This window comes from Xanthomonas vesicatoria ATCC 35937, from assembly GCF_001908725.1.
Lineage (GTDB): Bacteria > Pseudomonadota > Gammaproteobacteria > Xanthomonadales > Xanthomonadaceae > Xanthomonas > Xanthomonas vesicatoria.
In genome coordinates, this window is sequence record NZ_CP018725.1 from 3,093,588 (window position 1) to 3,118,632 (window position 25,045).

At 65.9% G+C, this 25,045-nt stretch carries 21 protein-coding genes; 16 read left to right on the top strand and 5 right to left on the bottom strand.

Translation table 11 applies throughout. From position 1 onward, the window contains the following. Position 1 precedes the first annotated feature (1 nt). The 6 genes from glgB (at position 2) to BJD12_RS13355 (ending at position 6,647) form a co-directional block, all read left to right on the top strand. Positions 2-2,185 carry a 1,4-alpha-glucan branching protein GlgB gene (gene glgB / locus BJD12_RS13325; RefSeq protein ID WP_042828043.1) on the top strand — a complete coding sequence of 728 codons (2,184 nt, stop codon included), beginning with the start codon at positions 2-4 and terminating at the stop codon, positions 2,183-2,185. A 304-nt stretch (positions 2,186-2,489) separates the two neighbouring features. Further along, positions 2,490-2,789: a hypothetical protein gene (locus tag BJD12_RS13335; RefSeq protein WP_005992769.1), complete on the top strand. Its 300-nt coding sequence runs from the start codon at positions 2,490-2,492 to the stop codon at positions 2,787-2,789. After that, a complete protein-coding gene (locus BJD12_RS13340) occupies positions 2,779-3,051 on the top strand; it encodes a hypothetical protein (protein WP_005992767.1) in 273 nt (90 codons plus the stop codon). Before BJD12_RS13335 ends, BJD12_RS13340 begins: the two co-directional genes overlap by 11 nt. Further along, positions 3,048-4,601 (top strand): PepSY-associated TM helix domain-containing protein, encoded by a 1,554-nt coding sequence (locus BJD12_RS13345; RefSeq protein WP_005989701.1) that lies wholly within the window; start codon positions 3,048-3,050, stop codon positions 4,599-4,601. The genes BJD12_RS13340 and BJD12_RS13345 overlap by 4 nt, the downstream gene beginning before the upstream one ends. Positions 4,602-4,759: 158 nt before the next feature. Continuing rightward, the gene (locus tag BJD12_RS13350) at positions 4,760-5,224 is read left to right on the top strand and encodes a metallophosphoesterase family protein (protein WP_039422852.1); all 465 of its coding nucleotides are present in this window, start codon (positions 4,760-4,762) and stop codon (positions 5,222-5,224) included. A gap of 280 nt (positions 5,225-5,504) precedes the next feature. Then, complete coding sequence (locus BJD12_RS13355; protein ID WP_005989698.1) at positions 5,505-6,647, top strand: aldo/keto reductase; 1,143 nt, start codon at positions 5,505-5,507, stop codon at positions 6,645-6,647. 200 nt (positions 6,648-6,847) lie between these two features. Here the strand turns inward: BJD12_RS13355 and BJD12_RS13360 are convergent, their stop codons facing one another. From BJD12_RS13360 to BJD12_RS13370, 3 genes are all read right to left on the bottom strand, one after another. Continuing rightward, positions 6,848-7,819 carry a rhamnogalacturonan acetylesterase gene (locus BJD12_RS13360; protein ID WP_005989697.1) on the bottom strand — a complete coding sequence of 324 codons (972 nt, stop codon included), beginning with the start codon at positions 7,817-7,819 and terminating at the stop codon, positions 6,848-6,850. Between the two features lie 286 nt (positions 7,820-8,105). After that, positions 8,106-9,725: a carboxylesterase/lipase family protein gene (locus BJD12_RS13365; RefSeq protein WP_005989694.1), complete on the bottom strand. Its 1,620-nt coding sequence runs from the start codon at positions 9,723-9,725 to the stop codon at positions 8,106-8,108. Further along, a complete protein-coding gene (locus tag BJD12_RS13370; RefSeq protein ID WP_005989692.1) occupies positions 9,722-10,876 on the bottom strand; it encodes an alpha/beta hydrolase in 1,155 nt (384 codons plus the stop codon). The genes BJD12_RS13365 and BJD12_RS13370 overlap by 4 nt, the downstream gene beginning before the upstream one ends. A 138-nt stretch (positions 10,877-11,014) precedes the next feature. Between BJD12_RS13370 and BJD12_RS13375 the strand changes: the two genes are divergently transcribed. From BJD12_RS13375 to BJD12_RS13425, 10 genes are all read left to right on the top strand, one after another. Further along, positions 11,015-11,836, top strand: a complete 822-nt coding sequence (locus BJD12_RS13375) for a 2-keto-4-pentenoate hydratase (protein ID WP_005989690.1) — start codon at positions 11,015-11,017, stop codon at positions 11,834-11,836. Between the two features lie 38 nt (positions 11,837-11,874). Continuing rightward, a complete protein-coding gene (locus BJD12_RS13380) occupies positions 11,875-12,873 on the top strand; it encodes a TRAP transporter substrate-binding protein (RefSeq protein WP_005989688.1) in 999 nt (332 codons plus the stop codon). Positions 12,874-12,883: 10 nt separating this feature from the next. After that, complete coding sequence (locus BJD12_RS13385; RefSeq protein WP_005989686.1) at positions 12,884-13,405, top strand: TRAP transporter small permease; 522 nt, start codon at positions 12,884-12,886, stop codon at positions 13,403-13,405. Beyond that, a complete protein-coding gene (locus BJD12_RS13390; protein ID WP_005989684.1) occupies positions 13,405-14,688 on the top strand; it encodes a TRAP transporter large permease in 1,284 nt (427 codons plus the stop codon). Before BJD12_RS13385 ends, BJD12_RS13390 begins: the two co-directional genes overlap by 1 nt. A 214-nt stretch (positions 14,689-14,902) precedes the next feature. After that, on the top strand, positions 14,903-16,486 hold the full coding sequence (locus BJD12_RS13395; protein ID WP_039422827.1) for a family 43 glycosylhydrolase: 1,584 nt from the start codon (positions 14,903-14,905) through the stop codon (positions 16,484-16,486). Between the two features lie 141 nt (positions 16,487-16,627). Next, positions 16,628-17,686 (top strand): LacI family DNA-binding transcriptional regulator, encoded by a 1,059-nt coding sequence (locus tag BJD12_RS13400; RefSeq protein WP_005989679.1) that lies wholly within the window; start codon positions 16,628-16,630, stop codon positions 17,684-17,686. 509 nt (positions 17,687-18,195) lie between these two features. After that, the gene (gene kduI / locus BJD12_RS13410; RefSeq protein WP_005991266.1) at positions 18,196-19,050 is read left to right on the top strand and encodes a 5-dehydro-4-deoxy-D-glucuronate isomerase; all 855 of its coding nucleotides are present in this window, start codon (positions 18,196-18,198) and stop codon (positions 19,048-19,050) included. A 177-nt stretch (positions 19,051-19,227) separates the two neighbouring features. Further along, positions 19,228-19,983 carry a 2-dehydro-3-deoxy-D-gluconate 5-dehydrogenase KduD gene (kduD, locus tag BJD12_RS13415; RefSeq protein ID WP_005991264.1) on the top strand — a complete coding sequence of 252 codons (756 nt, stop codon included), beginning with the start codon at positions 19,228-19,230 and terminating at the stop codon, positions 19,981-19,983. A 297-nt stretch (positions 19,984-20,280) separates the two neighbouring features. Continuing rightward, complete coding sequence (locus BJD12_RS13420) at positions 20,281-20,937, top strand: RpiB/LacA/LacB family sugar-phosphate isomerase (protein WP_042827872.1); 657 nt, start codon at positions 20,281-20,283, stop codon at positions 20,935-20,937. Between the two features lie 720 nt (positions 20,938-21,657). Beyond that, positions 21,658-22,776 carry a GDSL-type esterase/lipase family protein gene (locus BJD12_RS13425; RefSeq protein ID WP_042827875.1) on the top strand — a complete coding sequence of 373 codons (1,119 nt, stop codon included), beginning with the start codon at positions 21,658-21,660 and terminating at the stop codon, positions 22,774-22,776. Positions 22,777-23,171: 395 nt separating this feature from the next. Here the strand turns inward: BJD12_RS13425 and BJD12_RS13430 are convergent, their stop codons facing one another. Next, positions 23,172-23,816: a DMP19 family protein gene (locus BJD12_RS13430; RefSeq protein ID WP_005991257.1), complete on the bottom strand. Its 645-nt coding sequence runs from the start codon at positions 23,814-23,816 to the stop codon at positions 23,172-23,174. A 295-nt stretch (positions 23,817-24,111) separates the two neighbouring features. Then, a complete protein-coding gene (gene phhA / locus BJD12_RS13435; RefSeq protein ID WP_005991255.1) occupies positions 24,112-25,002 on the bottom strand; it encodes a phenylalanine 4-monooxygenase in 891 nt (296 codons plus the stop codon). Between the last annotated feature and the right edge of the window lie 43 nt (positions 25,003-25,045).

The following is a 25,045-nucleotide window of genomic DNA, read 5'->3' on the forward strand; positions in this document are numbered from 1 at the left end:
GATGACAGCAGTGAACAATCGATGGGACCCCGGCGTGGTACGCGCCCTGGCCGAAGCGCGCCATGGCGATGCCTTCGCCGTGCTGGGCGCGCACCCGACCGATGCCGGGCGGGTGTTGCGTACTTACTTGCCGGGCGCCGAGCGTGTGAGCGCGGTGCTGGATGACGGGCAGACGATCGCCCTGGAGGCGGGGCCGGAGGCCGGCTTGTTTGCCGGCGACTTGCCGGCACAGGGCGCGTATCGGCTGCGCATCGGCTGGCCCGGTGGCGAGCAGGAGACCGCCGACCCGTACGCGTTCGGGCCGCAGCTCAGCGACTTCGACCTGCATCTGATCAGCGAAGGCCACCACCTGCAGCTGGCTGACGCGCTGGGCGCCAACGTGGTTGAGGTTGACGGCGTGCGCGGCACGCGCTTTGCGGTGTGGGCGCCCAATGCCTCGCGCGTGGCGGTGGTGGGCGACTTCAATAGCTGGGATGCGCGACGCCACCCGATGCGGCTGCGCCACCAATCCGGCGTGTGGGAGCTGTTCGTGCCCGACGTCGGCGCTGGCGCGCATTACAAATATCAGCTGCGCGGCCCGCACGGTCACGAGCTGCCGGCCAAGGCCGACCCGGTCGCGCGCCGTGCCGAGCTTGCGCCCGGTACTGCCTCGATCGTGGCCGACCCCACGCCGCACCAGTGGAGCGACGACGGCTGGATGGCGACGCGTGCGCGCCGCCAGGCGCACGACGCACCGATGAGCATCTACGAGATCCACGCCGGTTCCTGGTTGCGCGAGGAAGGCGTGGACCTGGACTGGGATGGCCTGGCCGACCGGCTGATTCCGTACGTGGCCGATATGGGATTCACCCACGTCGAACTGATGCCGGTCACCGAGCATCCCTTCGGCGGCTCGTGGGGTTATCAGCCTCTGGGTTTGTTCGCACCGACGGCGCGGTTTGGCTCGCCGGATGGCTTTGCGCGCTTTGTCGACCGCTGCCATCGGGAAGGCATCGGCGTGATCGTCGACTGGGTGCCGGCGCATTTCCCCACCGACGCACACGGCCTGGCGCATTTCGACGGCACCGCGCTGTACGAACACGCCGACCCGCGCGAAGGCTTCCACCGCGACTGGAATACGCTGATCTACAACCACGGCCGCCGCGAGGTATCCGGGTTTTTGATCGCCAGCGCGCTGGAGTTCTTGCAGCGCTTCCACGTCGATGGCCTGCGCGTGGATGCGGTGGCCTCGATGCTGTACCGCGACTACAGCCGCAATGCCGGCGAGTGGGTGCCCAACATCCATGGCGGCCGCGAAAACTACGAAACCATCGCGTTCCTGCGCAGGCTCAACGAGGTAGTGCGCGAGCACACCCCGGGCGCGGTGATGATTGCCGAAGAATCCACCGCCTTTCCCGGCGTCACGGCCGATGTGGCGCACGGCGGCCTGGGCTTTCACTACAAGTGGAACATGGGCTGGATGCACGACACCCTGCATTACGCGGGGCTGGACCCGATTTACCGCCGCTACCACCACGGCGAGCTCACCTTCAGCATGGTCTATGCCTACTCGGAGCGCTTCGTGCTGCCGATCTCGCACGATGAAGTGGTGCACGGCAAGGGCTCGCTGCTGGGCCGCATGCCGGGCGACGACTGGCAACGCTTCGCCAACCTGCGCGCGTACCTGGGTTTCATGTTCACCCACCCTGGGCGCAAGTTATTGTTCATGGGCTGCGAGTTCGGCCAGCCTACCGAGTGGAATCACGACGGCGGCATTCCGTGGCACCTGCTCGACGACCCGCGCCATCGCGGCGTGCAGACGCTGGTGCGCGATCTGAACCGCATGTACGCCGAATACCCGGCATTGCACGTGCACGACGACGACCCGGCCGGTTTTACCTGGGTGGTTGGCGACGATGCGGCCAATAGCGTTGTGGCGTTTCTGCGCAAGGGCAAACGCGGCGACGCGCCGGTGCTGGTGGTGATCAACTTCACCCCGGTGGTGCAGCAGGGGTATCGCATCGGCGTGCCGCAGGGTGGCCAATGGCGCGAAGTGTTCAACAGCGATGCCGGCATCTATGGCGGTGCCAATCTCGGCAACGGCGGCGTGGTGAGCGCCGAGCATCAATCCATGCACGGCCACGCCCAGTCGTTGCCATTGTTGCTACCGCCGCTGGGCGTCATTGTGCTCACGCCGCACGGCTGATGCACAACCTCACCGCCGGACGACTGGTCCGGCGGTGAGGCACCTGCTAAATTCGCGCCTCATGCCGCTCGGGGAGGGTGGCTGGGCACAGCCGCCGCCATGCCTTCCGTGGACCGTCTTTACGGGAGTTGCGCGTGCGTGTGTTGAACGATTTCATTGAATCCAGGCCTGTGGTGCGTGCCCGCACGTGCGCCAGCGTGCTATGCGGCGCGCAGTGGCGCCCGGCTGTGCAAGCCGCCGGGCCGCGCATTGCCGCGATCGCCACGCCAGGCGCCTGCATAGCTGCGTGCAAGCGGGTGATCGCATGATCTGGCTAATGACCTGTGCGTATCTGCTTGCCGCTGCAGGCGCGGCCAGCGCGTTTTACCTGGCAACCAGCCATCAGCACGTATGGCAACCACGGGCACCCCTGGTGCGTGCGCTGCGTGTAGGCGGTTGTGGTGTGTTCGCACTCTCACTGGTTTGCGCCATCGCGGTCCTGGGACCGTGGGCCGGCATCTTTGCCGCGCTGACCACGCTGATGCTGGCGGCCATCGTGCTGCCGTGCGTGGACATGTGGCGGCACGCGCGTGCGCAACGCAGGCAGGTGCGGCATGTGGGCTAGATGGCTGGCGTCGCTGGTGCTGGGCCTGCCGTTGGCGGTGGGCGCGGTCGGCCTGTGCGCGCTGTTGCTACCGGGGCCGCGCCAGTCGTACACGTTGGCGTGGTTGCTGCTGATGTTTCCGGTGTGGATCGGCGCAATGGCGTGGCCGTTCGCGTTTCGTAGCGCCGCGCGTGCCTGGCTTTGGCTGGGTGGGCTGACGGTGCTGTGTTATCTCGCGCTAGCTGCCATCAAGCTGCTGGGCTGGACGGAGCTGCAGGCATGAAGGCCGCGACGTTACGCGCATTCCTGTCGGTGCACAGCTGGATGGGTCTGCTGGCGGGCATGGCGTTGTTCATCGCCTTTTATGCCGGCGCGATCACCGTGTTCACCCATGAGCTCAGCACCTGGCAGGTTGCGCCAGCGGTGATCGAGAAGGCCCCAAACGATCCGGTGGACGCTGCGCAGTCGCTGCTGGACACGGTCATCGCCACGCATCCGCAAGTGGCCGACGCGTTCCTGCTGCTGTTGCCGGGCGACCACGGGCCGATTCCACGGCTGTATTGGTACGGCGCGCAAGCCGATGCCAGCGGCGGCATGCGCCAATACCAGGCAGCGCCGGATGGCGGCCTGCTGGAGCTGCCGCAACGCGTGGGCTTTGCCGACTTTCTCTACGACCTGCACTTCACCGCAGGCCTGCCGCGCGTGGCCGGCACCTATCTGTTCGGCGTGGTGAGTGTGTTGTACGGGCTGGCGTTGGTCAGCGGCGTGGTGCTGTATGCGCCGGTGTTCTTCAAGGATCTGTTTGCGTTACGGGTTGGCGCCAACCTCAAGCGCCTGTGGCAGGACGCGCACAATCTGGTCGGCATGCTGTCACTGCCGTTCCATGTGATCTTTGCCTGGTCCGGCGCAGTGCTGTGTCTGGGCGTGTTGCTGCTGGCGCCATTTCAGTTTCTGGTATTCGACGGCAAGTTGATGCAGATCCTGGAGCCGGACTTCGAGCTCGCACCGCATGTGGCGCCAGCCAAACGCGCTGCACCGCTGTTGCCGGTTGCGACCCTGCTGGAACGCGCACGCTCGGCCAGCCCGGGCTTCGTGCCGGAGAGCCTGGCCTACCACGATGCCGGCGACGCCAATGCGCGGGTGGAGGTCTATGGCCGTCACGACCAGCACCGTCTCAACACCTTGGGTGGGGTTGCGCTGGATGCCACCACCGGCCAAGTGTTGCGCGTGTTGGCGCCAGCCACGATGTCGCCCGGCACCGCCGCGTTACGCGGCTTGCAGGCGTTACACTTCGGCAACTTCGGGCATGCCCCGGTGCGCTGGCTGTATTTCCTGCTCGGCCTGGGTGGCGCCTTCTTGTTCTACAGCGGCAACCTGTTGTGGATCGAAACCCGCCGCAAGCGTCGGCTGGTCGATCAACCGCGCCGCACCCACGCAATGGCGCGGCTCACCGTGGGTGTGTGCCTGGGCAGCGTCGCCGGCATCTCGGCGGTGTTCATCGCCGCACGCCTGCTTGCGCCGGGACAGGAGCGTGATGTCTATTACGCGGTCTTTGCGGCGGTGCTGGCGTGGGCGCTGATCCGCCCCACCGCACGTGGCGCATACGAGGTGTTGCTGGCCTGCGCTGTACTCACCGCGCTGATTCCGCTGGCCAGCTGTGCTTCCGCGTCTGGTGTGGCGCTGCCGTGGCAGGACGCCACGGTCCTGGTCGTGGACCTGATCGCATTGGCAGTGGCATGGGCGTACTGGCAACTGGCGCGTGCGAGCAAGCGGCGCGGGCTGCAGGGCGATCCCAACAGCGTCTGGGCCTGGCAAGCGCGCGCAATACACTGAGTCGGTTGCTACCCGGCATGCCACGGCGTGCCGGGCAACCGCGGCCGTGCGGATTGGGCGGTGGACACGTGACTGCCGCGCGGAAGGGAGGTCCGTTGACGCAACGGCATCACCCGGCAGTGCATCCTCAACGCTCCCACCTTTACCCATCACCGATGATGGCTGCCGCCTTACGCATTGGCCTGATCTCCGACACGCACGGCGTGCTGCGGCCCGAGGCCGTGGCTGCGTTGCAGGGTTGCGCGGCGATCATCCATGCCGGCGATGTGGGCAAGCCGGAGATCCTCACCGCGCTACAGGCGCTGGCACCGCTACATGCGATCGCCGGCAATATCGACAACACGCCGTGGGCAACGCAGCTGCCGGAAACGTTGGATTTGCTGATCGCCGGCGTGCGCATCCATGTGCTGCACGATCTGAAAACGCTGGCAGCGGATGTTGCTGCAGAGGTGATCATCAGCGGACATTCGCACAAGCCATCGGTGCAGACACGCGACGGCGTGCTGTACATCAATCCGGGTAGCGCCGGCCCGCGTCGCTTCAGCTTGCCGATCAGCGTGGGCACGCTATGGCTGGGCGATGGCCCGCCGCGTGCGCAGCTGCAGCCGCTGGAAAGGCGCTGAGGCACGTCGAACCACTGCAGCGGATGCGTTGGCAGCGATCCAGCCGACGCTAGGCGATGCAGCGCATCGGACCAGTCAACACGCCCATTCCGGGTGCGCACACGCTTCGATGCCAGCAATTGCTGCCACGTGTGGACGCCAGCGATCGACCGACCCGATTGCTTGAGTCTGCATGCGGCCTGTTCGTTGCTTGCATGTAGACGCTTGGGGCCCTTGCCTGACCTTGTCTGCACGCAGGCGGGACCATCCTTGTGCATCGCGTCGTTGCAAGGATTCCCTCATGAATACCCGTCGTCAGTTTCTTTCCGCCGCCGCTGCCGGCACCGCTGCATTGGCCGCCGCCCCGTTGTTGGCGCAGACCTCCGCGCCCGGCAGCGTGATGCCCACGCGCGGCAAGACCGCCGCGGCCGCGTTGCCGACCAATCCAGTCGCCAAGGGCGCGCGCTATCGCCCTGCGAGCCGTCTTGGCTTTGGTGGCGTGGCGATCGGCAATGGGTTTGCGCCCACCAGCGATGCGCAAAGCGAAGCGACCCTGGCCGCCGTGTGGGAGTCCGGCGTACGTTACTTCGATACCTCGCCGTGGTACGGCCTGGGCCTATCCGAGCGCCGCACCGGCCATCATCTACACACGCATGCTGCGGATGATTACGTGCTGTCGACCAAGGTCGGGCGCCTGCTCACCGCCACCGACACGCCACCGAAGACGATGTGGCAGCAGCCATCGCCCTTCGACTATCGCTACGACTACAGCGCCTCCGGGGTGCGTCGCTCCATCGAAGACAGCTTGCAGCGCCTGGGCGTATCGCAGATCGATATCGTCTACATCCACGACCTGTCGCCGGAGAACGAAAAAGACCTGGGCATGCCGTGGGAGCAACGCTTCGTCGAAGCGGCCAAGGGCGCGATGCCGGAGCTGACCAAGATGCGCAAGGAGGGCCTGATCAAGGCCTGGGGTTTCGGCGTCAATCGCCCCGAGCCTGCATTGCGCGCGATCGAAGAGGCCGATCCGGACATCTTCCTGCTGGCCTGCCAGTACTCGTTGCTCGACCACGCGCATGCGCTGCACGACACCTTTCCGAAGATCGCAAGGCACGGCGCGTCGGTCGTCGTCGGGGCGCCGTTGTTGGCAGGCTACCTGGCCGGCCGCGACCGGTATCTGTACGACGGCACCGTGCCGGAATGGGCACCGGCCATGCGCCAGAAAGCGCTCGCCGTCTGCGACCGCCATGGCATGGACCTGCGCACGGTAGCGCTGCAGTTTGCCGCTGCGCCGAAGGTGGTGTCTGCAGTGATTCCAGGTGCGCGCACGGCCGAGCAGGCGCGTGCGAATGCAGCCTCGATGCGCGTGGCGATTCCGGCAGCGGTGTGGGAAGAGCTCAAGCGCGAGCAGGTGATCGAAGCCGATGCGCCTGTGCCTGCCTGAGTTAAGACCCGCGCGTGGCGAGGAGACAAGTGCGCATGCGTACGCTTGCCATGGAAGCTGCGAAGTGAACACGACGATGCGTAGGAGGAATGCATGTGCATTGTTTCCTCGGCGATGGACGACTCAAGGCTTTCATGCGGCGCTGCATACCACCTGTTCCCGATGGGAGGCCGGGCTACTGGTTTCGCTTGACCAGGCACTCACGGAATCAATAGCGGCCGCAACGCCGGCACTTGTCTGGCCAGTTCGTCGGCCACGATTGCGGCAAACAGGTCTGCCCCGTCCGGGCCGAGATGCGTGTAGTCGAACGCGAGCTTGGCCTGGCCCAGCGGTTCGGCGCTGGCATTGTCCTGCGCTGTTGCAGCGGCCTTATTAGTGAAAGCGCTTTTCGACACCGACGTAGGAGATGGCGCAATCGTCTGCGCCGGCGTCTTGCCGATGGTGGTGCCCGCTTGCGCGGCAAACACCTGCTCAGGATCGGCAGGTCGCTGCGCCAGCCGCATTGCCAGCACCGGGCCCATGCCTTGCACCAGGGCGCGGCTACGCGCATGCAGGTCCACCAGCGGCACCTGCAACTCGCGCGCGACCGCACGCGTGGCCTGCGCCCAGGGGCCCAGGTCATCCACCAACTGGCCTGCCTCGAACTGCCGCCGCGTCAACGGCGTCACCAACACCGGCACGGCACCGGCGGCCCGTGCATCGGCCACGTAGCGGCGCAGATTGGCTGGGAACTCGGTGGCCAGGTCGGTGGAGCGCCCGGGCTTGCCGGGTTGATCGTTGTGACCGAACTGGATCAATACGACCACCTGGCGATAGCCGCCGCTGCGCAGCTCCTTGAGCGCGATCTCCCACGAGCCCTCGGCGCGATAGTTCGAGGTGCTGCGTCCCCCACGTGCCAGGTTGAGGCAGCTCAGGAACGAGGTCACATGCTGCGCGCAGAAACTCGGGCCCCAGCCGCCTTGCACCGCCGTGGTGGAGTCGCCCACCAGCACGATCTTGCTGGCGGCAAACGCAGGTGTGGCGGCCGGCGCGTTACTGTTTGAGGTGTTGGTGGTAGATGCCGTGGCGAGCGACGTGTCGACCACGGCGGCGGCTGCGGCATCAGCGAACGGAAGGCATGCAACTGCCAGTGCAATCTGCAGCAGCGACGGGATAGCGGAGTCATGACGCATGGATCACCTCAAGATCGAATAAGAGCAGCTAACGAAACGTCTGTGCAGCCGCCAGACTGGCGAATCTGATGCTCGGTGCGGCAGGTACCACTACTCCTTCGCGCCATCGGCACCCACCTGACAACTGCCCGCTAGGTTTTATTGGTCGCTCTAAAGGCTGCTGCGCGATCGCAGCCGTCGCATGGCCGGGGCCCGAATCGGACATGTATCGCTCCGGCCCTGTGATGGAGCGCGCACCGTCCGTATGCACTTGCTAGGCGCTGTGTTTGACTCGCAAAACAAGCGCTCAGAACGTGCCACGTTGAATAAACGGCGCTTGCTGATACAGCCGGCGTTCGCCACCGCGCGGGTCGTTTTCCATCCGGCTCGGCACATCGAACAGCAACGTCTCGCGGCGTTGCAACGAATACTGCCGCCAGCGGGGGGCGCCGCGATGATTGGGGTCACCCTGCCGCGCAAATGCGATCAACGCAGCGCACATCTGGTCGGCCATGCGCTGCGCATCGGCACTGCTGCCGGTCCGCGAACCGGGTTGGCCGATGGTGTCGAACACCAGCGGGATATCCAGCGTGTGGAAGGCGCCGAACTTGCCGCCATCCAGTGGCGAGCCCCAGTTCAGCTGGTACACCCACGTCGGTGCGCCCTGGCGCGCGCGCGCTTCGGCTTCTTCCACTGCGCCACGCCACGAGCGCCCGGCCGTGGTGGCGGCAAAGAACACCTGCGATGGCGAATAGTGCGGATACAGCCGGCGGTATTCGGCAATCACCACCTGCGGCAACAGGTCCACATATTGCTGGGCTTCCAGCTTGGCCGGTAACTCGTCCCAGCTCAGTGCGAAGTTTTTCGCATCGTTGCCGAGAAACGCGCGCGTTTCATCGCGGGTGTTGCCGATCACCATCGGAATGGTGGCCGACTGCAGCGGAGCGGTCGGCCAGAACGGATGCACCGGCAGGTTGCGCGCATCCAGCACCGGGCCGAAATACAGTGCGCTGTTTTCCACCCGTGAGGGGTCGCGCACTTGCGCAGCAGCCAGCAGCTGTGCCGCCGGCAGCGTGCGCAGGTGCGGCAGATCGGCTGGCGTCATCTTCAGCGCATCCAGCAGCAGTTGCGCGCGCTGGGTGGCAGCGCGCGGCCCTGCCGCGGTGACCTGCTGCCCGCTCATGGTCCAGGCGCGATGGAACAGGCCACGTGCGGCGGGCATCGCCATCAGGGTGGCGATCTTGGCGCCGCCACCGGACTGGCCGAACACGGTGACATTGCCGGCATCGCCGCCGAATTCGGCCGCGTGCTGGCGCACCCACTGCAGCGCCTGGATCAGATCCAGTTGCCCGGCATTGCCGGAGTCGGCAAAGCTGGCGTCGCCCAGCTGCGCCAGCGACAGATAACCGAACAGGTTGAGCCGGTGATTGACGGTGATCACCACCACATCGCCGCGCCGGCACAAACGCACGCCGTCGTAGAGCGGGTCGCTGCCGGAGCCGGTGGTGTAGCCACCGCCGTGGATATAGAACAGGATCGGCCGCCTGCTGCCATCGCGCAGGCCGGGTGTCCAGACATTGAGAAACAGGCAGTCCTCGCTGGTGGGTTCGCTGGCCTTGGGTTGCGGTGCAGCGGCGCCGTAGGCGCTGGCATCGCGCACGCCCTGCCAGGCCGCTTCCTGCAGCGCTGCCTGGAAGCGCCGCGCGGCGGTGTCGCTGCCGTACGGGATGCCCTTGAACACGCAGATGCCCTGGTCGCGATAGCCGCGCAATGCACCGCTGCGCACCTGTGCCAGCGGTGCGCTGTCGTCGCGTCGCGGTGGCAGTGCGGCGACAGCGACGCCCGGTAACGTCGCGGCAGCAGTGGCGAGCAGGCCGCCGCAAAGCAGCGTGCGGCGTCGCGGGTCAGGCATGGGCTGCGCTGTCATCGCACCATGTCCTTCGCAGACGCAGACGCAGACGCAGACGCAGACGCAGACGCAGATGCAGATGCAGATGCAGATGGCGGTGCCGGTGCCGGTGCAGAGCCCGCTGCCTCTGCAGATGCAGATGTCCGCGTCTTGGTGACGTGCGCAATCCACGCCTGCGCCAGCTGCGGCCATGCGGCCACAGTGAGCCCGGTGGTGCTGGCAGTGCCGAAGCCATGCCCGCCCTGCGGAAAGACATGCAGTTCGCTGGCGACGCCGGCGCGCAGCAGCGCGTCGTGCATCAGCAAGCTGTTACGCACCGGCACCACGGTGTCGTCCTGCGCGTGCAGCAAAAAGGTCGGTGGGGTGCGCGCATCCACGTGCAACTGCGGGGAATACGCACCGACCTGCGCGGCGCTGGGCGTCTTGCCGAGCAGGCGCTCGCGCGAACCCATATGCGCATTGGCGCTGTCCATGTCGATTACCGGGTAGATCAGCAACGTGAAGTCCGGCCGCGCGCTCAGCGCATCGGCGGCGTCCTGCGCCGGGTACACCTGCGCGGCATACCGCGTGTCCAGGCTCGCGGCGACGTGGCCGCCGGCCGAAAAGCCCATCACTCCGACCCGCTGCGCATCGATGCCATAGCGGCCCGCATTGGCGCGGATCAGTCGCAGCGCGCGCTGCGCATCGGCCAGTGGCACGTCGGCGCCATTCGGGTGGCCTTCGCCGGGCAACCGGTAGCGCAGTACGAACAGGGTCATGCCGGCCTGGTCGACGAAGCTGGGCACCAGCGCGCTGCCTTCGTTGTCCAGCACGATGCGCTGATAGCCGCCGCCGGGCGTGACCAGCAACGCGATGCCGTTGGGCCGTTTGGGACGGTAGACCACTAGATAGGGCTGGCTGATGTTCTGGATATAGCGGTCGGGCAGGGCGGCATCGCTGCTGCGGTCCACAATGCGCTGTGGCTGCGGCAATGCGTTGTCTCCCGGTGCTATCCCGTGCGGCCACAGCGTGATCCGGCTGGTCTGTTCGGCGGCCGTGTCGGCGCTTGCGTGCTCTGCCGACCAGGCCGGCGCGCTGACCATTGCCAGGGCGGCGGCGGTCACCGCCAGACAGCGGCACAGGGACTGCAATATCCGGTTTTTCCTACGGTTTTGGCGCATCTGCTGCATCTACCCCTCCCAGGGCCACTTCGGTATCGCGCTCACAATGTCGCACTGCACATTGCCAATGACACCGGTTTACCATATACAGCACACCGTGCCGCTGTCGATTGGCAGTGCAACAAAACACCTATCAGGGAGACACCCTTGAGCAACGACGCCGCCACCCCGCCAACGTCCACATCCACGCTGTCCGACATCGCCCAGCGCTTTGTGGAGGCACGCCGTGCCGGGGCTTCGCTACCCGACTTTCCCGGGCAAATTCCCGACGATCTGGTCACTGCCTACAAGGTGCAGGACATCGCCATCAGCCAGTGGCACGACCAGGTGGTCGGCTGGAAAGTAGGGTATATCGCCGCCGAGCGTCGCGATGCCTCCGGCGACGAGCGTCTGCTCGGCCCGATCTTCTCTCAGAAGCTCTGGAATGCTACCGGTGGAACAACCGAGTTCCCGATCTATGTTGGCGGCTTCGGCGCGGTGGAGGCCGAGTACGTACTGCGTCTGGAGGCCGACGCCCCCAGCGACAAGACCCACTACACCCCGGACGAGGCCGCTGCGCTGCCGGCCACGCTGTTCATCGGCGTGGAAATCGCCAGCAGCCCGCTGGCCACCATCAACAAGTTGGGGCCGCGGGTGGTGATTTCGGATTTCGGTAACAACAACGGGCTGATCCTGGGCCCGGAAGTGACCGACTGGCTGGGCCGCGACGAAGCCGCACTGGGCGCCGAAACCTTGATCGACGACCAGGTAGTAGGCACCGGCGGTGCCACCACGTTGCCAGGCGGATTGCGCGCGGCCTACGCATTTGCGCTCAGCCGTTCGGCCCAGCGCGGGCGCCCGCTCAAGCGTGGTGATCTCATTGCCACGGGCAATGCCACCGGTATCCATGACATCGAAGTGGGACAGCGTGCCCTGATTCGCTTCGCCGGCATCGGCGACATTTCCTGTACGGCTGTGTCCGCCAAATAACGGTGGGCCCCCGTGACCAGACGCTTGGGAGGGCGCCAATGATCACACGCAGACATTTCCTCGGTGCCGGGCTCGGCGCCGCCGCCGCCGCGCCCTGGCTGGGTGCCGGTGCCACCACGCCGATCCCCGGCGGCCAGTTGCTCACCGCCACCGATGTACACGTGGGCGACTACCCCACCGTGGAGGCGGTGCGGTGGTTCGGAAAACAGCTCGAAGCACGCACCAACGGCCGGCTCAAGCTGCGCCAGTACCACTCCGGCCAGCTGGGACGCGAGTCGGAGGCGATCGACATGGCGCGCTTCGGCGCCATCGACATCACCCGCGTGTATTCGGGTGCGTTGAACAACACCTTTCCGCTGACCCAGGCGCTGTGCCTGCCGTACGTGTTCGACTCGGTGCCGCATTTGCGCCGCGTCATCGACGGGCATGTCGGCGACAGCATCCTGCGCAGCTTCGAGCAGCGCGATCTGGTGGGACTGGCGATCTACGATTCGGGCGCGCGTTGCTTCTACAACACCAAGCACCCGCTGCATCGCCCTGAGGATCTCAAAGGCCTGAAGCTGCGTGTGGCCTCGTCGGACATCTTTCTCAAACTGATGCGCATGCTGGGCGCCAATCCCACGCCGATGTCGCTGGGCGAGACGTTCTCGGCGATGGAAACGCACATGATCGACGGTGCGGAAAACAATATGCGCAGTTTCCAGTCCAGCCGTCATTTCGAGGCCGCGCACTATTGGTCGCAGAGCGAGCATTCCTACGCGCCGGACATTCTGGTGATGTCGCGCCAGAGCTTCGAATCGCTGAGCCCGGCCGATCGCGGCCTGGTGGTGGAACTGGCGCGCGCGTCGGTACCGGTGATGCGCGAGTTGTGGGATGCGTCGGAAACGGTCGCACGCAAGCAGGTGATCGATTACGGCGTAAAGCTCAACCAGGTCGACATGCCGGCGTTCCGCGCCGCCGCCGCCCCGCTGCTGGCCGACTACCGCAAGCAGCCGGAGATCGAAGCGCTGTACCGCCGCATCCGCGATTTCGCATAGAGGTATCCCGATGACCGAACCCGAGACCGTCGCCGTCCCGGTCGCGCCGATGCAGCGCGCGCTGGACCGCGTTTCCGATATTGCCATTGGCGTCGCATCGCTGGCGTTGCTGGGCCTGGTGGTCGTGCAGGGCTGGCAGGTATTCACCCGCTACGTACTCAACGACTCGCCCAGCTGGACCGAGCCGGTGACGCTGTTGCTGCTGAGTACCGCGTTGAGCCTGGGCGCTGCCGCCGGTGTGCACACCAACCGCCACTTCGGCTTCTATCTGCTGGGCGAACACGTGCCGCCGCTGGTGCGCAAGGTGTTCGAGCTGATTCGCCCGCTGATGATCATCGCCATCGGTGCGGTGTTGGCACGGTGGAGTGCGGCGCTGCTGATCGATGGCCTGGACATCAAGATGGCCGGCGCGCAGATGCCGCAGAGCATCAACTACCTGCCGTTGTCCATTGGCGGTGCGCTGATGGTGGTGTTTGCCTTGTACAAGTTGTGGCGTGTGCTGCGCCCGATCCAAGCCGGAGGAGTGCGCTGATGGGCATCGCCATGTTGTTGGGAACCTTTGTGGTGCTGCTGCTGATCGGCGTGCCGGTGGCGTATGCACTGGGCGCGGCTGCATTGGCCACGCTGCTGTATCTGGACCTGCCCACGGTGGTGCTGGTGCAGCAGATTTCCGCCGGTAGCGGCTCGGCGTCGCTGATTGCCATTCCGCTGTTTATCTTCGCTGGCGAGCTGATGCTGCGCGGTGGCATTTCCGAGCGCCTGATCGCGTTGGCGTCCTCGTTGGTCGGGCGCGTGCGTGGTGGCCTGGGTCAGGTCAGCGTGCTGTCGTCGCTGTTCTTCGGTGGCGTGTCCGGCTCGGCGATTGCCGACGTGTCGGCGGTCGGCGGCACCATGATTCCGCAGATGATCAAGCGCGGTTACGACCGCGATTACGCGGTGAACGTGAGCATGACCGCTGCGCTGGTGGCGTTGCTGGTGCCGCCCTCGCATAACCTGATCCTGTTCTCGGCAGCGGCCGGTGGCGGGCTGTCGATTGCCGATCTGTTCGCGGCCGGCATCGTCCCCGCGTTGTTGATGACCGCGGCGATGATGGTCACCGGCTATGCGGTAGCGCGCCACCGTGGCTACGGTACCGAGCCGTTCCCGGGCTGGCGTGCGGTGGCATTGCGGCTGTTCGGTGCATTGCCGGGCCTGGGCCTGGTCGCGTTGATCTTCATCGGTATCCGTGCCGGCATCTTCACCGCGGTGGAAAGCGCCGCGATCGCCGTGGTCTACGCGTTGATCGTCACCGCGCTGCTGTATCGCCAGTTGCGCTGGGCCGAGTTCTTCGCCGCGGTGACGCATGCGGCGCGTACCACCGGCGTGATCCTGTTCGTGATCGCCACGGCGGCCGTGTTCGGCTGGCTGCTGGCGTATCTGCAGGTGCCGGCGGCGGCGGTGAAGTTTCTGCAGGCCATTGCCGACAGCAAGAACACGGTGCTGTTGATGATCGTGGTGATGCTGCTGTTGCTGGGCATGTTCATGGACCTGGCGCCGAAGATTTTGATCTGCACGCCGATCTTCCTGCCGGTGGTCAAGGCCTATGGCATCGACCCGATCCACTTCGGCCTGGTGATGGTGCTGGCGGGTGGTATCGGCCTGATCACGCCGCCAATCGGCTCGGTGCTGTTTATCGGCACCTCCATCGGCGAAATCACCGTTGCCCAGAGCATGCGCACCATCTGGCCATTCTGGTTGGCGGCGCTGTGCGTGCTGTTGATCGTGGCGTTTTTCCCGGAGCTGTCGCTGTGGCTGCCGCGCGCGTTGCGCGCTTGAGGCCATGACGCGCTGAGCGATCGGGTGCCTGGTGGACAGGTGCGATCGATGCGGCAGGCGATGCCGCATCGGTCCCCACCTGCCAGGCGCGTGCGACGCCTTGCCGAACGTGCAGGACGTTGCTGCTGGCGGGAGGTTTCCGCCTCATTCGGTTAACCGGTGGCATTGCCTGCCGGTAACCGCATCGCCCCTTCCTTGGGGACTAGGAGACAGCATGCGTGTACGTATCACTTCACCCCGGCTGCGTTGGCTGGTTGCCGCCGGATTGCTGCTGTGCGCCGGCCTGAGCGGCGCGGCGGACTGGAAGCGCGGGATCGAACATCAGCGCATTGCCGATCAGGGCAACGGCACCTTCCTCAACCCGGTGCTGGCCGGCGACCACCCCGACCCGTCGGTGCTCAAGGACGGCGACGATTACTACCTCACGCTGTCTTCGTTCGATGCCTATCCCGGCCTGCCGATCTGGCATTCGCGCGATCTGGTCAACTGGCAGCCGCTGGGCCATGCCATCACCCAGAACGTCGGCGCGATCTGGGCGCCGGACCTGATCAAGCACGGCAAGCGCTATTACATCTACTTCCCGGCCCGCCGTGGCGACCAGAACGAGCGCAGCAACTACGTGGTATGGGCCGATGACATCAAGGGCCCGTGGAGCAAGCCGATCGACATTGGCCTGGGCAAGTACATCGATCCCGGCCATGCCGTGGGCGAGGACGGCAAGCGCTACCTGTTCCTGAGCGGCGGCGATTATGTGCAGCTGTCCGACGACGGTCTCAAGGTGGTCGGCACGCCCAAGCACGTCTACGACGGCTGGAAATACCCGGAAAGCTGGGACGTGGAAGGCTACGCGCAGGAAGGCCCCAAGATCACCCGCCACAACGGCTGGTACTACATGACCACCGCGGTGGGCGGCACCGCCGGCCCGCCGACCGGGCACATGGTGATCACCGCGCGTTCAAGATCTATCCACGGCCCCTGGCAGAACGCGCCCAACAACCCGATCACCCGCACCAAGAGCGCCGACGAGCCGTGGTGGTCGCGTGGCCACGCCACCCTGGTGGAAGGCACCGACAAGCGCTGGTGGATGCTTTACCACGGCTACGAGCACGGCTTCTGGACGCTGGGTCGGCAGGCCTTGCTGGACCCGATCGAATGGACCCCAGACGGCTGGTTCGTCGCCAAGGGCGGCGACCTGGGCACCCCGTTGAAGAAACCCAGCGGCCAGGCGCTGGCCCACGGCCTGGCGTTGTCGGACGACTTCCGCGCCAGCACGCTCGGCCCGCAGTGGGCGTTTTTCAACCCGGCCGCCGACGAGGCCAAGCGTCTGCAGGTGGGCAATGGCGTGTTACGCCTGCAGGGCAAGGGCACCGCGCCGCGTAACGCCTCGCCGCTGACGGTGATCGCCACCGACCAGGCCTACCAGTTCGAGGTGCAGATGACCGTGGCACCGGGTGGGCAGGGCGGCGCGCTGCTGTTTTACAGCGACAAGCTCTACGCCGGCGTGGGCAGCAATGGCGAACACTTCGTCATGCACCGCTACGGCGAAGAACGCCCCGGCACGCTGGCCCCCAGTGCCACCGGTGGCACCTTGTGGCTGCGCGTCACCAACAACCGCCATATCGTCACCATCCACAGCAGCACCGACGGCAAGGTGTGGACCAAGTACCCGGTGCAGATGGAAGTGTCCGGCTACCACCACAACGTGGCCGGCAAGTTCCTGGCCCTGAAGCCGGCGCTGTATGCCGCAGGCGATGGCCAGGTGGAGTTCCGCAACTTCCGCTACCGCGCCCTGGACTGACCTTTCTGCATTGCCGGGCATGCTGCCCGCGATGCTTGCGGCAGGGGCCTTGCACGGCGGGTCAGGGGGAGCGGCAGGCTTCGCTCAGGTCTACCGGCCGTCTGGCCGGTAGAATCCAATCAACTTCACTGGTTGACCGCTATGCCCGCCCGCAAGATGCCTGAAGAGGGAATGCCTGGCCTGCCGAAGGGCAAGGTCGCCACGATCAACGACATCGCGCGGATGTCGGGCGTGTCGAAGAAGACCGTGTCGCGGATCATCAACAACTCGCCGCTGGTGCGCCAGGACACCCGCGAGAAGGTCGAAGCGCTGATGCGCGAGGTCGGGTACGCGCCGGATCCGCTGGCGCGTGGGCTGGCGTTCCGGCGCTCGTTCCTGATCGGCATGGTCTACGACAACCCGACTGCGCAGTACATCGTGGACATGCAGTACGGCGCACTGGACGCGCTGCGCGGCTCCAGCTTCGAGCTGGTGGTGCACCCCTGCGACAGTCGCAGCCCCGGTTACATCGAGGGCGTGCGCCGGTTTGCGCAGGCGCAGAAGCTGCACGGGGTGATCCTGGTGCCGCGCGCTTCCGAGGACCAGGCGCTGGCCGACATGCTGGCCGAGATCGGCTGCCGCTACACCCGCATCGCCTCGATCGCGCTGGACACCACCTCGCAGACGGTGATCACCCACGACCGCGACGGCGCTGCCGAGGCGGCCGATTACCTGCTCTCGCTCGGCCACCGCGACATCGCCCTGGTCACCGGCCCCAGCGCCTACCGCTCCTCGATCGAACGTACCTCCGGCTTTGCCGACGCGCTGACCCGGCGCGGCATCGAGCTGCCGCCCGAGCGCATCGTCGAAGCCGGCTACACCTTCGAATCGGGCGTGGCCGCCGCCGAAAAGCTGCTGCTGGGCAAGAAGCGCCCCACCGCCATCTTCACCGGTAACGACGAAATGGCCGCCGGTATCTACAAGGTCGCCCTGCGCGCCGGCATCAACATCCCGCGCCAGCTGTCGGTGATCGGCTACGACGACAGCTCGCTGGCCTCGCGCCTGTGGCCACCGCTGACCTCGGTGCGCCGCCACACCCGCGACACCGGGCGCACCGCCGCGGCGATGCTGATCCAGCCCGACAACGCCCCGCAGCTGCCCACCGCCAGCGTGCGTCCGCACCTGATCGTGCGCGACTCCTGCCAACCGCCGGAAGATTGAGCGCTGCGCCGTGCCGCGGCGGAAGATTAAGGGCCGCGCGCCGCGCCCCACGGTGCCGGCCTTCCGCTCCACCTTGCAGGGCGTTGTGCCCAACAGGGTGAGAACAGCTGGCTCGATCGGCCAACCGCTTGCCCCCATCCGCCCTGCGGGCACCTTCCCCCGCAGGCGGGAGCAGGCAGTCCGCCGGTCGCTGCCGTGAAGCCCCTCTCCCGCCGGGAGAGGGGTTGGGGTGAGGGTACGGCGGCAGACAGCCATCTAAAAAGCTCAGCCATGCGCTGACGGAGGAAGCGCACATGAGCTTCTACCCGACCAATCAAGCCGCACACTCAACGCCGTGCGCAGCCTCGTACCCTCATCCGGCGCTACGCGCCACCTTCTCCCGATGGGAGAAGGGACCAAAGCCACCGACACCGTCTTTCGTGCACTGCGCAATGACACCGGTTAACCAGAGCCGGTAGACTAGCCCGGTGCAAGCCCACGACCCCACCCGCTTGTCATCGGAGAGGCGCATGTCCCTGTACTGCAAAACCCATTACGCCACCCATCCCGACGCCATCAAGGGCGCCAGCAACGACGACCTGCGCGAGCTCTATCTGCTCGACGGCCTGTTCGTGAATGATGCGGTGACCCTCAAATACACCCACTACGAGCGCTTCGTGCTTGGTGGCGCCGGGCCGGTCGGCAAGACGCTGGAGCTTCCCAGGCAGACCGAACCCGCGTCCGCAGCGGGCCACCCGTTCCTGGAACGGCGCGAATTGGGCGTCATCAACGTGGGTGCCGGCACCGGCACGGTCACCGTGGACGGCACCGCCTACACGCTGGGGCCGAAGGACGGCCTGTACGTGGCGATGGGCAGCACCGATGTCCGCTTCGCCTCGGCCGATGCCGCTAACCCGGCGCAGTTCTACCTGGCCTCCACGCCGGCGCATGCGCGCTTTGAAACCAAGCAGCTGTCGATCAAGGATGCGGTGGCGCTGGACCGTGGTGCGCTGGAAACCAGCAACGAGCGCACCATCTATCAGTACATCGTGCCGGCCACCTGCCAGTCCTCGCAGTTGCTGCTGGGCCTGACCGTGCTCAAGCCGGGCAGCGTCTGGAACACCATGCCGCCGCATCTGCACGACCGCCGCAGCGAGGTGTATTTCTATTTCGACCTCGGTGCCAACGACCGCGTGTATCACTTCATGGGCGAGCCTGAGGCGCAGCGTCATATCGTGATCCAGAACAACGAAGCGGTGGTGTCGCCGCCGTGGTCCATCCACATGGGCGCCGGCACCAGCAACTACGCCTTCATCTGGGCGATGGGCGGCGAAAACCTGGATTACACCGACATGCATGTGCTGGACATCTGCCAGCTCAAGTAACCCACTTTGCCTCCATCGTTCGCTTCGGTGACGCCTGCGATCCAGGCCGGCACCGGCACCGTCAGCGCGCCACTTAGGCGCTGCGACCCAGCAGTCCAAACCACATCAACGCACTCTGCCGCGCGCTGCGCGGTTCACCCCTCACACCGTGATACACCCAGCAGGAGCGATAAGGTAATGAGCAATCCGTTCAGTCTCGAAGGCAAGGTCGCACTGGTCACCGGTGCCAACACTGGCCTGGGCCAGGGCATCGCGCTGGCACTGGCGCAGGCCGGCGCCGACCTCGCTGCCGCCGGCATCCAGGCGCCTACCGAGACCGAAGAAAAGGTCAAGGCGTTGGGCCGCCGCTTTATCGCCATCGAAGCCAACCTGATCAGCATCGAGCCGGTGCAGCGCATCATCGATGAGACCCTTGCCGGGCTGGGCGGGCTGGACATCCTGGTCAACAACGCCGGCCTGATCCGCCGCACCGACGCGGTCGATTTCAGCGAGCAGGATTGGGATGACGTGCTCAACGTCAACCTGAAGTCGGCGTTCTTCATGGCGCAGGCCGCCGGCCGCCATTTCATCGCCCAGGGCCGCGGCAAGATCATCAACATCGCCTCGATGCTGTCGTTCCAGGGCGGCATCCGCGTGCCCTCGTACACCGCCAGCAAGTCGGGCATCGCCGGCATCACCCGTCTGCTCGCCAACGAATGGGCCAGCAAGGGCGTGACCACCAACGCCATCGCACCGGGCTACATGGCCACCGACAACACGGCGCAGCTGCGTGCCGACGAAGACCGCAACAAGTCGATCCTGGACCGCATCCCGGCCGCGCGCTGGGGTGTGCCGGCCGATCTCGGCGGCACCGCGGTGTTCCTGGCCAGCAGCGCATCGGACTACGTCAACGGCGCGATCATCCCGGTCGACGGCGGCTGGCTGGCGCGCTGATCCAGATCGCATGGCGATGGCGCGCAGCGTCCAACGCGCGTCGCCGCCGCACGTGGCGTTGCTGCGATGCGCAGCGTTGCTTCGATGTGGTGTCCTTCTCCCGCCTGCGGGAGAAGGTGCCCGCAGGGCGGATGAGGGCAGCCCCCCGCCCGGAACCGCAATCAATGGCGCCCAGCGTCTTGGTCACCTCTAGCGCCAACGCCCCGGACGGCAGCGCAACCGAAAACGCCTCGCAGCAGCACCATCGCCTCCATCTTTTTCCGAACCACTCTTCCCCAACCCAATCGGAGCATTCCCATGAAAATTGCACTCATGAATGAGTTTAGCCAGGCCGCCAAGAACCCGGTGATCCTGCAGCAGCTCAACGACGTCGCCGGCGAGCAGGGCCACAGCGTGTTCAACGTGGGCATGGACGGCGACAACGATCACCGCCTGACCTACATCCACCTGGGCATCGTCGCCAGCCTGCTGCTGAACTCCAAGGCGGTGGACTTCGTGGTTGCCGGCTGCGGCACCGGCCAGGGCGCCATGATGTCGCTCAACGCGCACCCGGGCGTGTTCTGCGGCTACTGCATCGAGCCGACCGACGCCTACCTGTTCGCCCAGGTCAACAACGGCAACGCGCTGTCGCTGGCATTCGCCAAGGGCTACGGCTGGGGCGCGGAAATCAACGTGCGCTACATCTTCGAAAAGGCCTTCAGCGGCGAGCGCGGCATGGGCTACCCGGCCGAGCGTCGCGAATCGCAGGCCGCCAATGCCGGCATCCTGACCCAGGTCAAGCAGGCCACCGCCAAGTCGTACCTGGACGGTCTGCGCGCCATCGACCCGGAACTGATCAAGCAGGCCATCGGCGGCGAGCGCTTCCAGCAGTGCTTCTTCGACAACGCGCAGGATGCGGAGATCCGCAGCTTCGTCGCGGGTCTACTGGGCAAGAGCGAAGCCGCCGCTGCCTGAGTACAGCGGCATGCGCATGCCTGTGTTCCGTAGCGGGAGCAGGCATGCGCCAGCAACAGACGCGTGCGTGAGACGTCGCTGACGCTTCGGGTATCGCAATCAGTGCCGGATGCATCGTGGTGCATCCGGTACTGAGACGGGCAGGATGCGACAGTCACTGCACGCTCTGTCATGAATGATGCCGATGCCGGCGCTCAAAAGTATGTGTGCATCCGCGGCACCAAAGCGCGCGCGTATCGGATGCAAGCAAAGAGCGTGCGTGGATTCGAGCAGAAGCACCTGTACATTGGACCGGACTTACAGGGCAGGTGACCGAATGCGAGTGCATCGAGCCCCTCTCTCGCCGGGGCGAGAAGGCACGGCTTGCGCGCCGTGGGCGAGTACCGTGGAGCGCGGCGAGCGCGGGTTGGGACGCTAGTGTCTGAGAGTGAGGGTAGGGGGGACAGCGAGCCAGCAGTCAGGCCCAGGCATCGGACCCGCTCGATAAACAACCAGCGCCAGTAGTGTCGATAGCCTCCTGAAGCATCACATCGCGGCTCTGGATAGAGCCCGCGCGCGAGACACGAATACGTGCCCATCGCAATCACGCAGCAAACGTGCAGCCATGCGTCAGTACCGCGCTGCAGATGGCAGCAAAGCCAGATCCAAAAGCAACATCAGCAACAGCAAAGCAGCAGCATCAACAAAAAACCCAAACATCGCACCAACACGGAGCCCCTCATGCGTCGACTGCTTCTCGCCATGCTGCTGCTCTGCACCGGCTTCGCCCACGCCGCGCCCCAGCGCATCTTTATCGCTGGCGATTCCACCGCGGCCGACTACGGCGCCGAGCGCGCACCGCAAGCCGGCTGGGGACAGATGCTGCAGCAGTGGTTCGACCCGGCGCAGTGGCAGGTGCACAACCACGCCAAAGGCGGCCGTAGTACCCGCAGTTTCATCGACGAAGGGCGCCTGGACGCCATTGCCAAGCAGCTGCAGCGTGGTGACATCCTGCTGATCCAGTTCGGCCACAACGATGCCAAGCGCGAAGACGCCACGCGCTATACCGACCCGCAAGGCGACTACGTGCAGTTCCTGCGCCGTTTCATTGCCACCGCGCGCGACAAGGGCGCCACGCCCATCCTGATCACGCCGGCCGCGCGCCTGCTCTACGACTTCGGTGCATTGCTCGACACGCATGGCCGCTACACCCTGTCCATGCAGCAACTGGCCGCCGCCGAACACGTCGGCCTAATCGATCTCAACGCCAGTTCCAGCGACTGGATTCGCGCACTGGGCGAACAGGCGGCCAAGCCGTATTTCCTGTTCGTGCCCGAACAGAACAAGGCAGACGGCACCCATTTCAGCCGCGCCGGCGCCACCGCAATGGCCTGCCTGGTCGTGCACGACTGGGTGCAGCTGCAGCCGGACTTGAAGCCCCAGCTACGTCGCGACGCCGACTGCGGCGCAGCCCCCGACACGGCCGCGCAACGCGCCGCGCAGGCGCATCCGTCGCTGGTCGTGCATGAGCGCGATCTTGCCCGCGAACAACCCGGCCCGCATGGCGGCGCCGGCCCCACCACGGCCTATCCGTTCTTCGCAGACGCGCCGGAGCTCACGTTCGTGCTGCGCAAACGCGTGCTGCACAAAGGTGCCGGCATCGGCCTGCATCTGCACGACAAGGACGAGATCTACTACATCGTCAGCGGGCGTGGCCTGTACGCGCTGGATGGCAAGCAGTACGAAGTCGCCCCAGGCAATGCGCTGCTGACGCGCCCGGGCAGCACCCACGCGTTGCAGCAGACCGGTGAAGAACCGCTGGTGCTGTTGCTGGCATACATGCAGACCCCAAAAAAGTAGACGCCTGAGCGTCGGGTGGCGTCCGTCACCGACCCATGATCTCCTCGCGCGTTCACATGCTGTCTCGAACACCGGCTTTGGGCCGCGCACCGCGTAGCGATGCGCCAGGTTTGATCAGTTGCTTCACCCATGCCAGATCCGCGTCGCTGCCGTGGATTTCCTCACGCTCAAGTCCACGCGCTGGCTTTCGGCTCACGCAAGTGCGCCCGGGGGCGCGCTCAACGCACGATTTCGAAAGACCGACCACCGACGCTGTCCTTCATTCGCAACGCGCCCATGCGCGAAACGTCATTGGCGCCGGCCAAGGAATCTGAAGGCCGCAATGCACGTGCCCCGCGCACGGGGGGCGATGGGGGCAAGATCCCTGCAAGCGGCAGACACCTTTTGCGATGCCCTCAGGCCTTATCCACCCCGTAATGCACCAGGCCCAGGCGCGCCAGATCGCCGGAGCGGCGGTAATAGACCTCTTCCCAGCCTTGCACGCGTTGGCGGTCGGCTTCGTTCATGGCGTCGAGGATGTCCTCGATACTGAGCAGGTCGGGGTCTTCTTCCAGCCGTTCGAACACGGCGCCCAAGCCCTCGATGGCCTGTCGGGTCTGCGCTGCGCCCATCGCCGCCAGCCCGCGCACCGCGTCGCTGCGGGTGGCTGCATCCCAGTGGTCGAAGTAGCGGGCGTAGCCGCTCTCAAGCATGTCCGCATCCAGCCGCGCGAGCGCGACCAGCTCGCGTTCGCCCGGCGACAGGGCGTCCACACGTCCGCGCAAGGTGACGAGTTTTGCCTGCGCGCGTGCGGTACGGCGGCGCCACAGCAGCTCGGGCATGTTGAGCAGCCCGTCCGGTGTGGGCGGCGCAATCGCGGGCCAGTTCACGCCATGGCCGTCTTCGGTGATCTGCCAGTGCGCCCGCTGCGGCGGGGTTGCCTTGAGCAACAAGCGGTGCGCCTGGATCGGCTCATCGATGCGGATGCCGTTGGCCAGGGTGAACAGCAGGCGGGTGTCGTCCAGCTCCAAGCGCCGGATACGCAGATGCGTCAGGTCCATTGAGCGAAGGCGAGATGGGAAGTCCCGACCATAGTCCGCGCTGACGACGGTGTCGAGTCGGTGCGCAGTGCGCGCTCCCGGTCATGCGATGGCGCATCGCCGGGGCGCGGCTGCCGTCTGGTCGGCGCGCGAGACGACAACACCAGCCAGTCGCGCGCGATCGCGTGCCGAACCCAGCAATCGCGCTGCATTGCGTGCCACCACGCGCGCAGAGCGATGCAGACACGATCAAGCTGCGCGCTCACCCAGTGAACCGCCGCACCTCAGTTGTCGGCGCATCACCAGAGCGGGCGCATCACACGTCGCCGTCGCGGCTCCAGCCTTCGCCAGTGCCGCGTTGGATCACCGCATCGCTACCGAGCACGTCGCCAGCCGGCACCTGTGCCTGCTGTGCCAGTGCTGCATAGATCGGAGTGAAGTCCGGACTGGTCGCCTCCATCAACTGCGCGAAGCTGTCGATGACGAAATAGGTTTTCTGAAAACTGTCGATGCGGTAGCGCGTGCGCATGATGCGCTGCAGGTCGAAGCCGATGCGGTTGGGTGCGGGCGATTCCAGCGAATACAGCGATTCGCCCTTCGACGACACGATGCCGGCGCCGTAGATGCGCAGGCCTTGCGGCGTAGCGATCAGGCCGAATTCCACGGTATACCAATACAGCCGGGTGAGGTTCTGCAGCGCGTCCGGGCCGATGCCGTGCGCTTTGACCCCACCACGGCCATAGGCTTGCATGAAGTCGGCAAACAACGGGTTCATCAGCAGCGGAACGTGGCCGAACAGGTCATGGAACAGATCCGGCTCGGCGATGTAGTCGATCTGATCGGGGCGGCGGATCCACCACGTCACCGGGAAGCGCTTATTGGCCAGATGGTCGAAAAAATCCAGCTCCGGCAACAGGCCTTCCACGCCCACCAATGTCCAGCCGGTGGCGGCCTGCAGCACCGCGTTGAGCGCGTCGAAGCGCGGGATCTGGCTGTCGTCCATGCCCATGGCGTCCTGCGCCTGCAGGAACTCGTCGCAGGCGCGGCCCACCAGCAACGCGCGCTGGCGGCGGTACAGCGTGCCCCAGGTGGCATGGTCGTCGTCGCTGTAGCCGTCCCATGGCTGGTCGACCACGGCGGTGGTGTAGACCGGCACGTAGCCTTTGTCGGTCAGTTGGTTTTCGACGCGGCGCGGGGCAGTGTTCATGCGGCAGGACTTCCGTAGCGACAGGCGTTCACCTTAGCCAGAT

Coding starts and splice junctions, on each gene's coding strand:
- glgB (WP_042828043.1), top strand. CDS start 2: ATGACAGCAGTGAACAATCGATGGGACCCCGGCGTGGTACGCGCCCTG.
- BJD12_RS13335 (WP_005992769.1), top strand. CDS start 2,490: ATGATCTGGCTAATGACCTGTGCGTATCTGCTTGCCGCTGCAGGCGCG.
- BJD12_RS13340 (WP_005992767.1), top strand. CDS start 2,779: ATGTGGGCTAGATGGCTGGCGTCGCTGGTGCTGGGCCTGCCGTTGGCG.
- BJD12_RS13345 (WP_005989701.1), top strand. CDS start 3,048: ATGAAGGCCGCGACGTTACGCGCATTCCTGTCGGTGCACAGCTGGATG.
- BJD12_RS13350 (WP_039422852.1), top strand. CDS start 4,760: ATGGCTGCCGCCTTACGCATTGGCCTGATCTCCGACACGCACGGCGTG.
- BJD12_RS13355 (WP_005989698.1), top strand. CDS start 5,505: ATGAATACCCGTCGTCAGTTTCTTTCCGCCGCCGCTGCCGGCACCGCT.
- BJD12_RS13360 (WP_005989697.1), bottom strand. CDS start 7,819: ATGCGTCATGACTCCGCTATCCCGTCGCTGCTGCAGATTGCACTGGCA.
- BJD12_RS13365 (WP_005989694.1), bottom strand. CDS start 9,725: ATGACAGCGCAGCCCATGCCTGACCCGCGACGCCGCACGCTGCTTTGC.
- BJD12_RS13370 (WP_005989692.1), bottom strand. CDS start 10,876: ATGCAGCAGATGCGCCAAAACCGTAGGAAAAACCGGATATTGCAGTCC.
- BJD12_RS13380 (WP_005989688.1), top strand. CDS start 11,875: ATGATCACACGCAGACATTTCCTCGGTGCCGGGCTCGGCGCCGCCGCC.
- BJD12_RS13385 (WP_005989686.1), top strand. CDS start 12,884: ATGACCGAACCCGAGACCGTCGCCGTCCCGGTCGCGCCGATGCAGCGC.
- BJD12_RS13390 (WP_005989684.1), top strand. CDS start 13,405: ATGGGCATCGCCATGTTGTTGGGAACCTTTGTGGTGCTGCTGCTGATC.
- BJD12_RS13395 (WP_039422827.1), top strand. CDS start 14,903: ATGCGTGTACGTATCACTTCACCCCGGCTGCGTTGGCTGGTTGCCGCC.
- BJD12_RS13400 (WP_005989679.1), top strand. CDS start 16,628: ATGCCCGCCCGCAAGATGCCTGAAGAGGGAATGCCTGGCCTGCCGAAG.
- kduI (WP_005991266.1), top strand. CDS start 18,196: ATGTCCCTGTACTGCAAAACCCATTACGCCACCCATCCCGACGCCATC.
- kduD (WP_005991264.1), top strand. CDS start 19,228: ATGAGCAATCCGTTCAGTCTCGAAGGCAAGGTCGCACTGGTCACCGGT.
- BJD12_RS13420 (WP_042827872.1), top strand. CDS start 20,281: ATGAAAATTGCACTCATGAATGAGTTTAGCCAGGCCGCCAAGAACCCG.
- BJD12_RS13425 (WP_042827875.1), top strand. CDS start 21,658: ATGCGTCGACTGCTTCTCGCCATGCTGCTGCTCTGCACCGGCTTCGCC.
- BJD12_RS13430 (WP_005991257.1), bottom strand. CDS start 23,816: ATGGACCTGACGCATCTGCGTATCCGGCGCTTGGAGCTGGACGACACC.
- phhA (WP_005991255.1), bottom strand. CDS start 25,002: ATGAACACTGCCCCGCGCCGCGTCGAAAACCAACTGACCGACAAAGGC.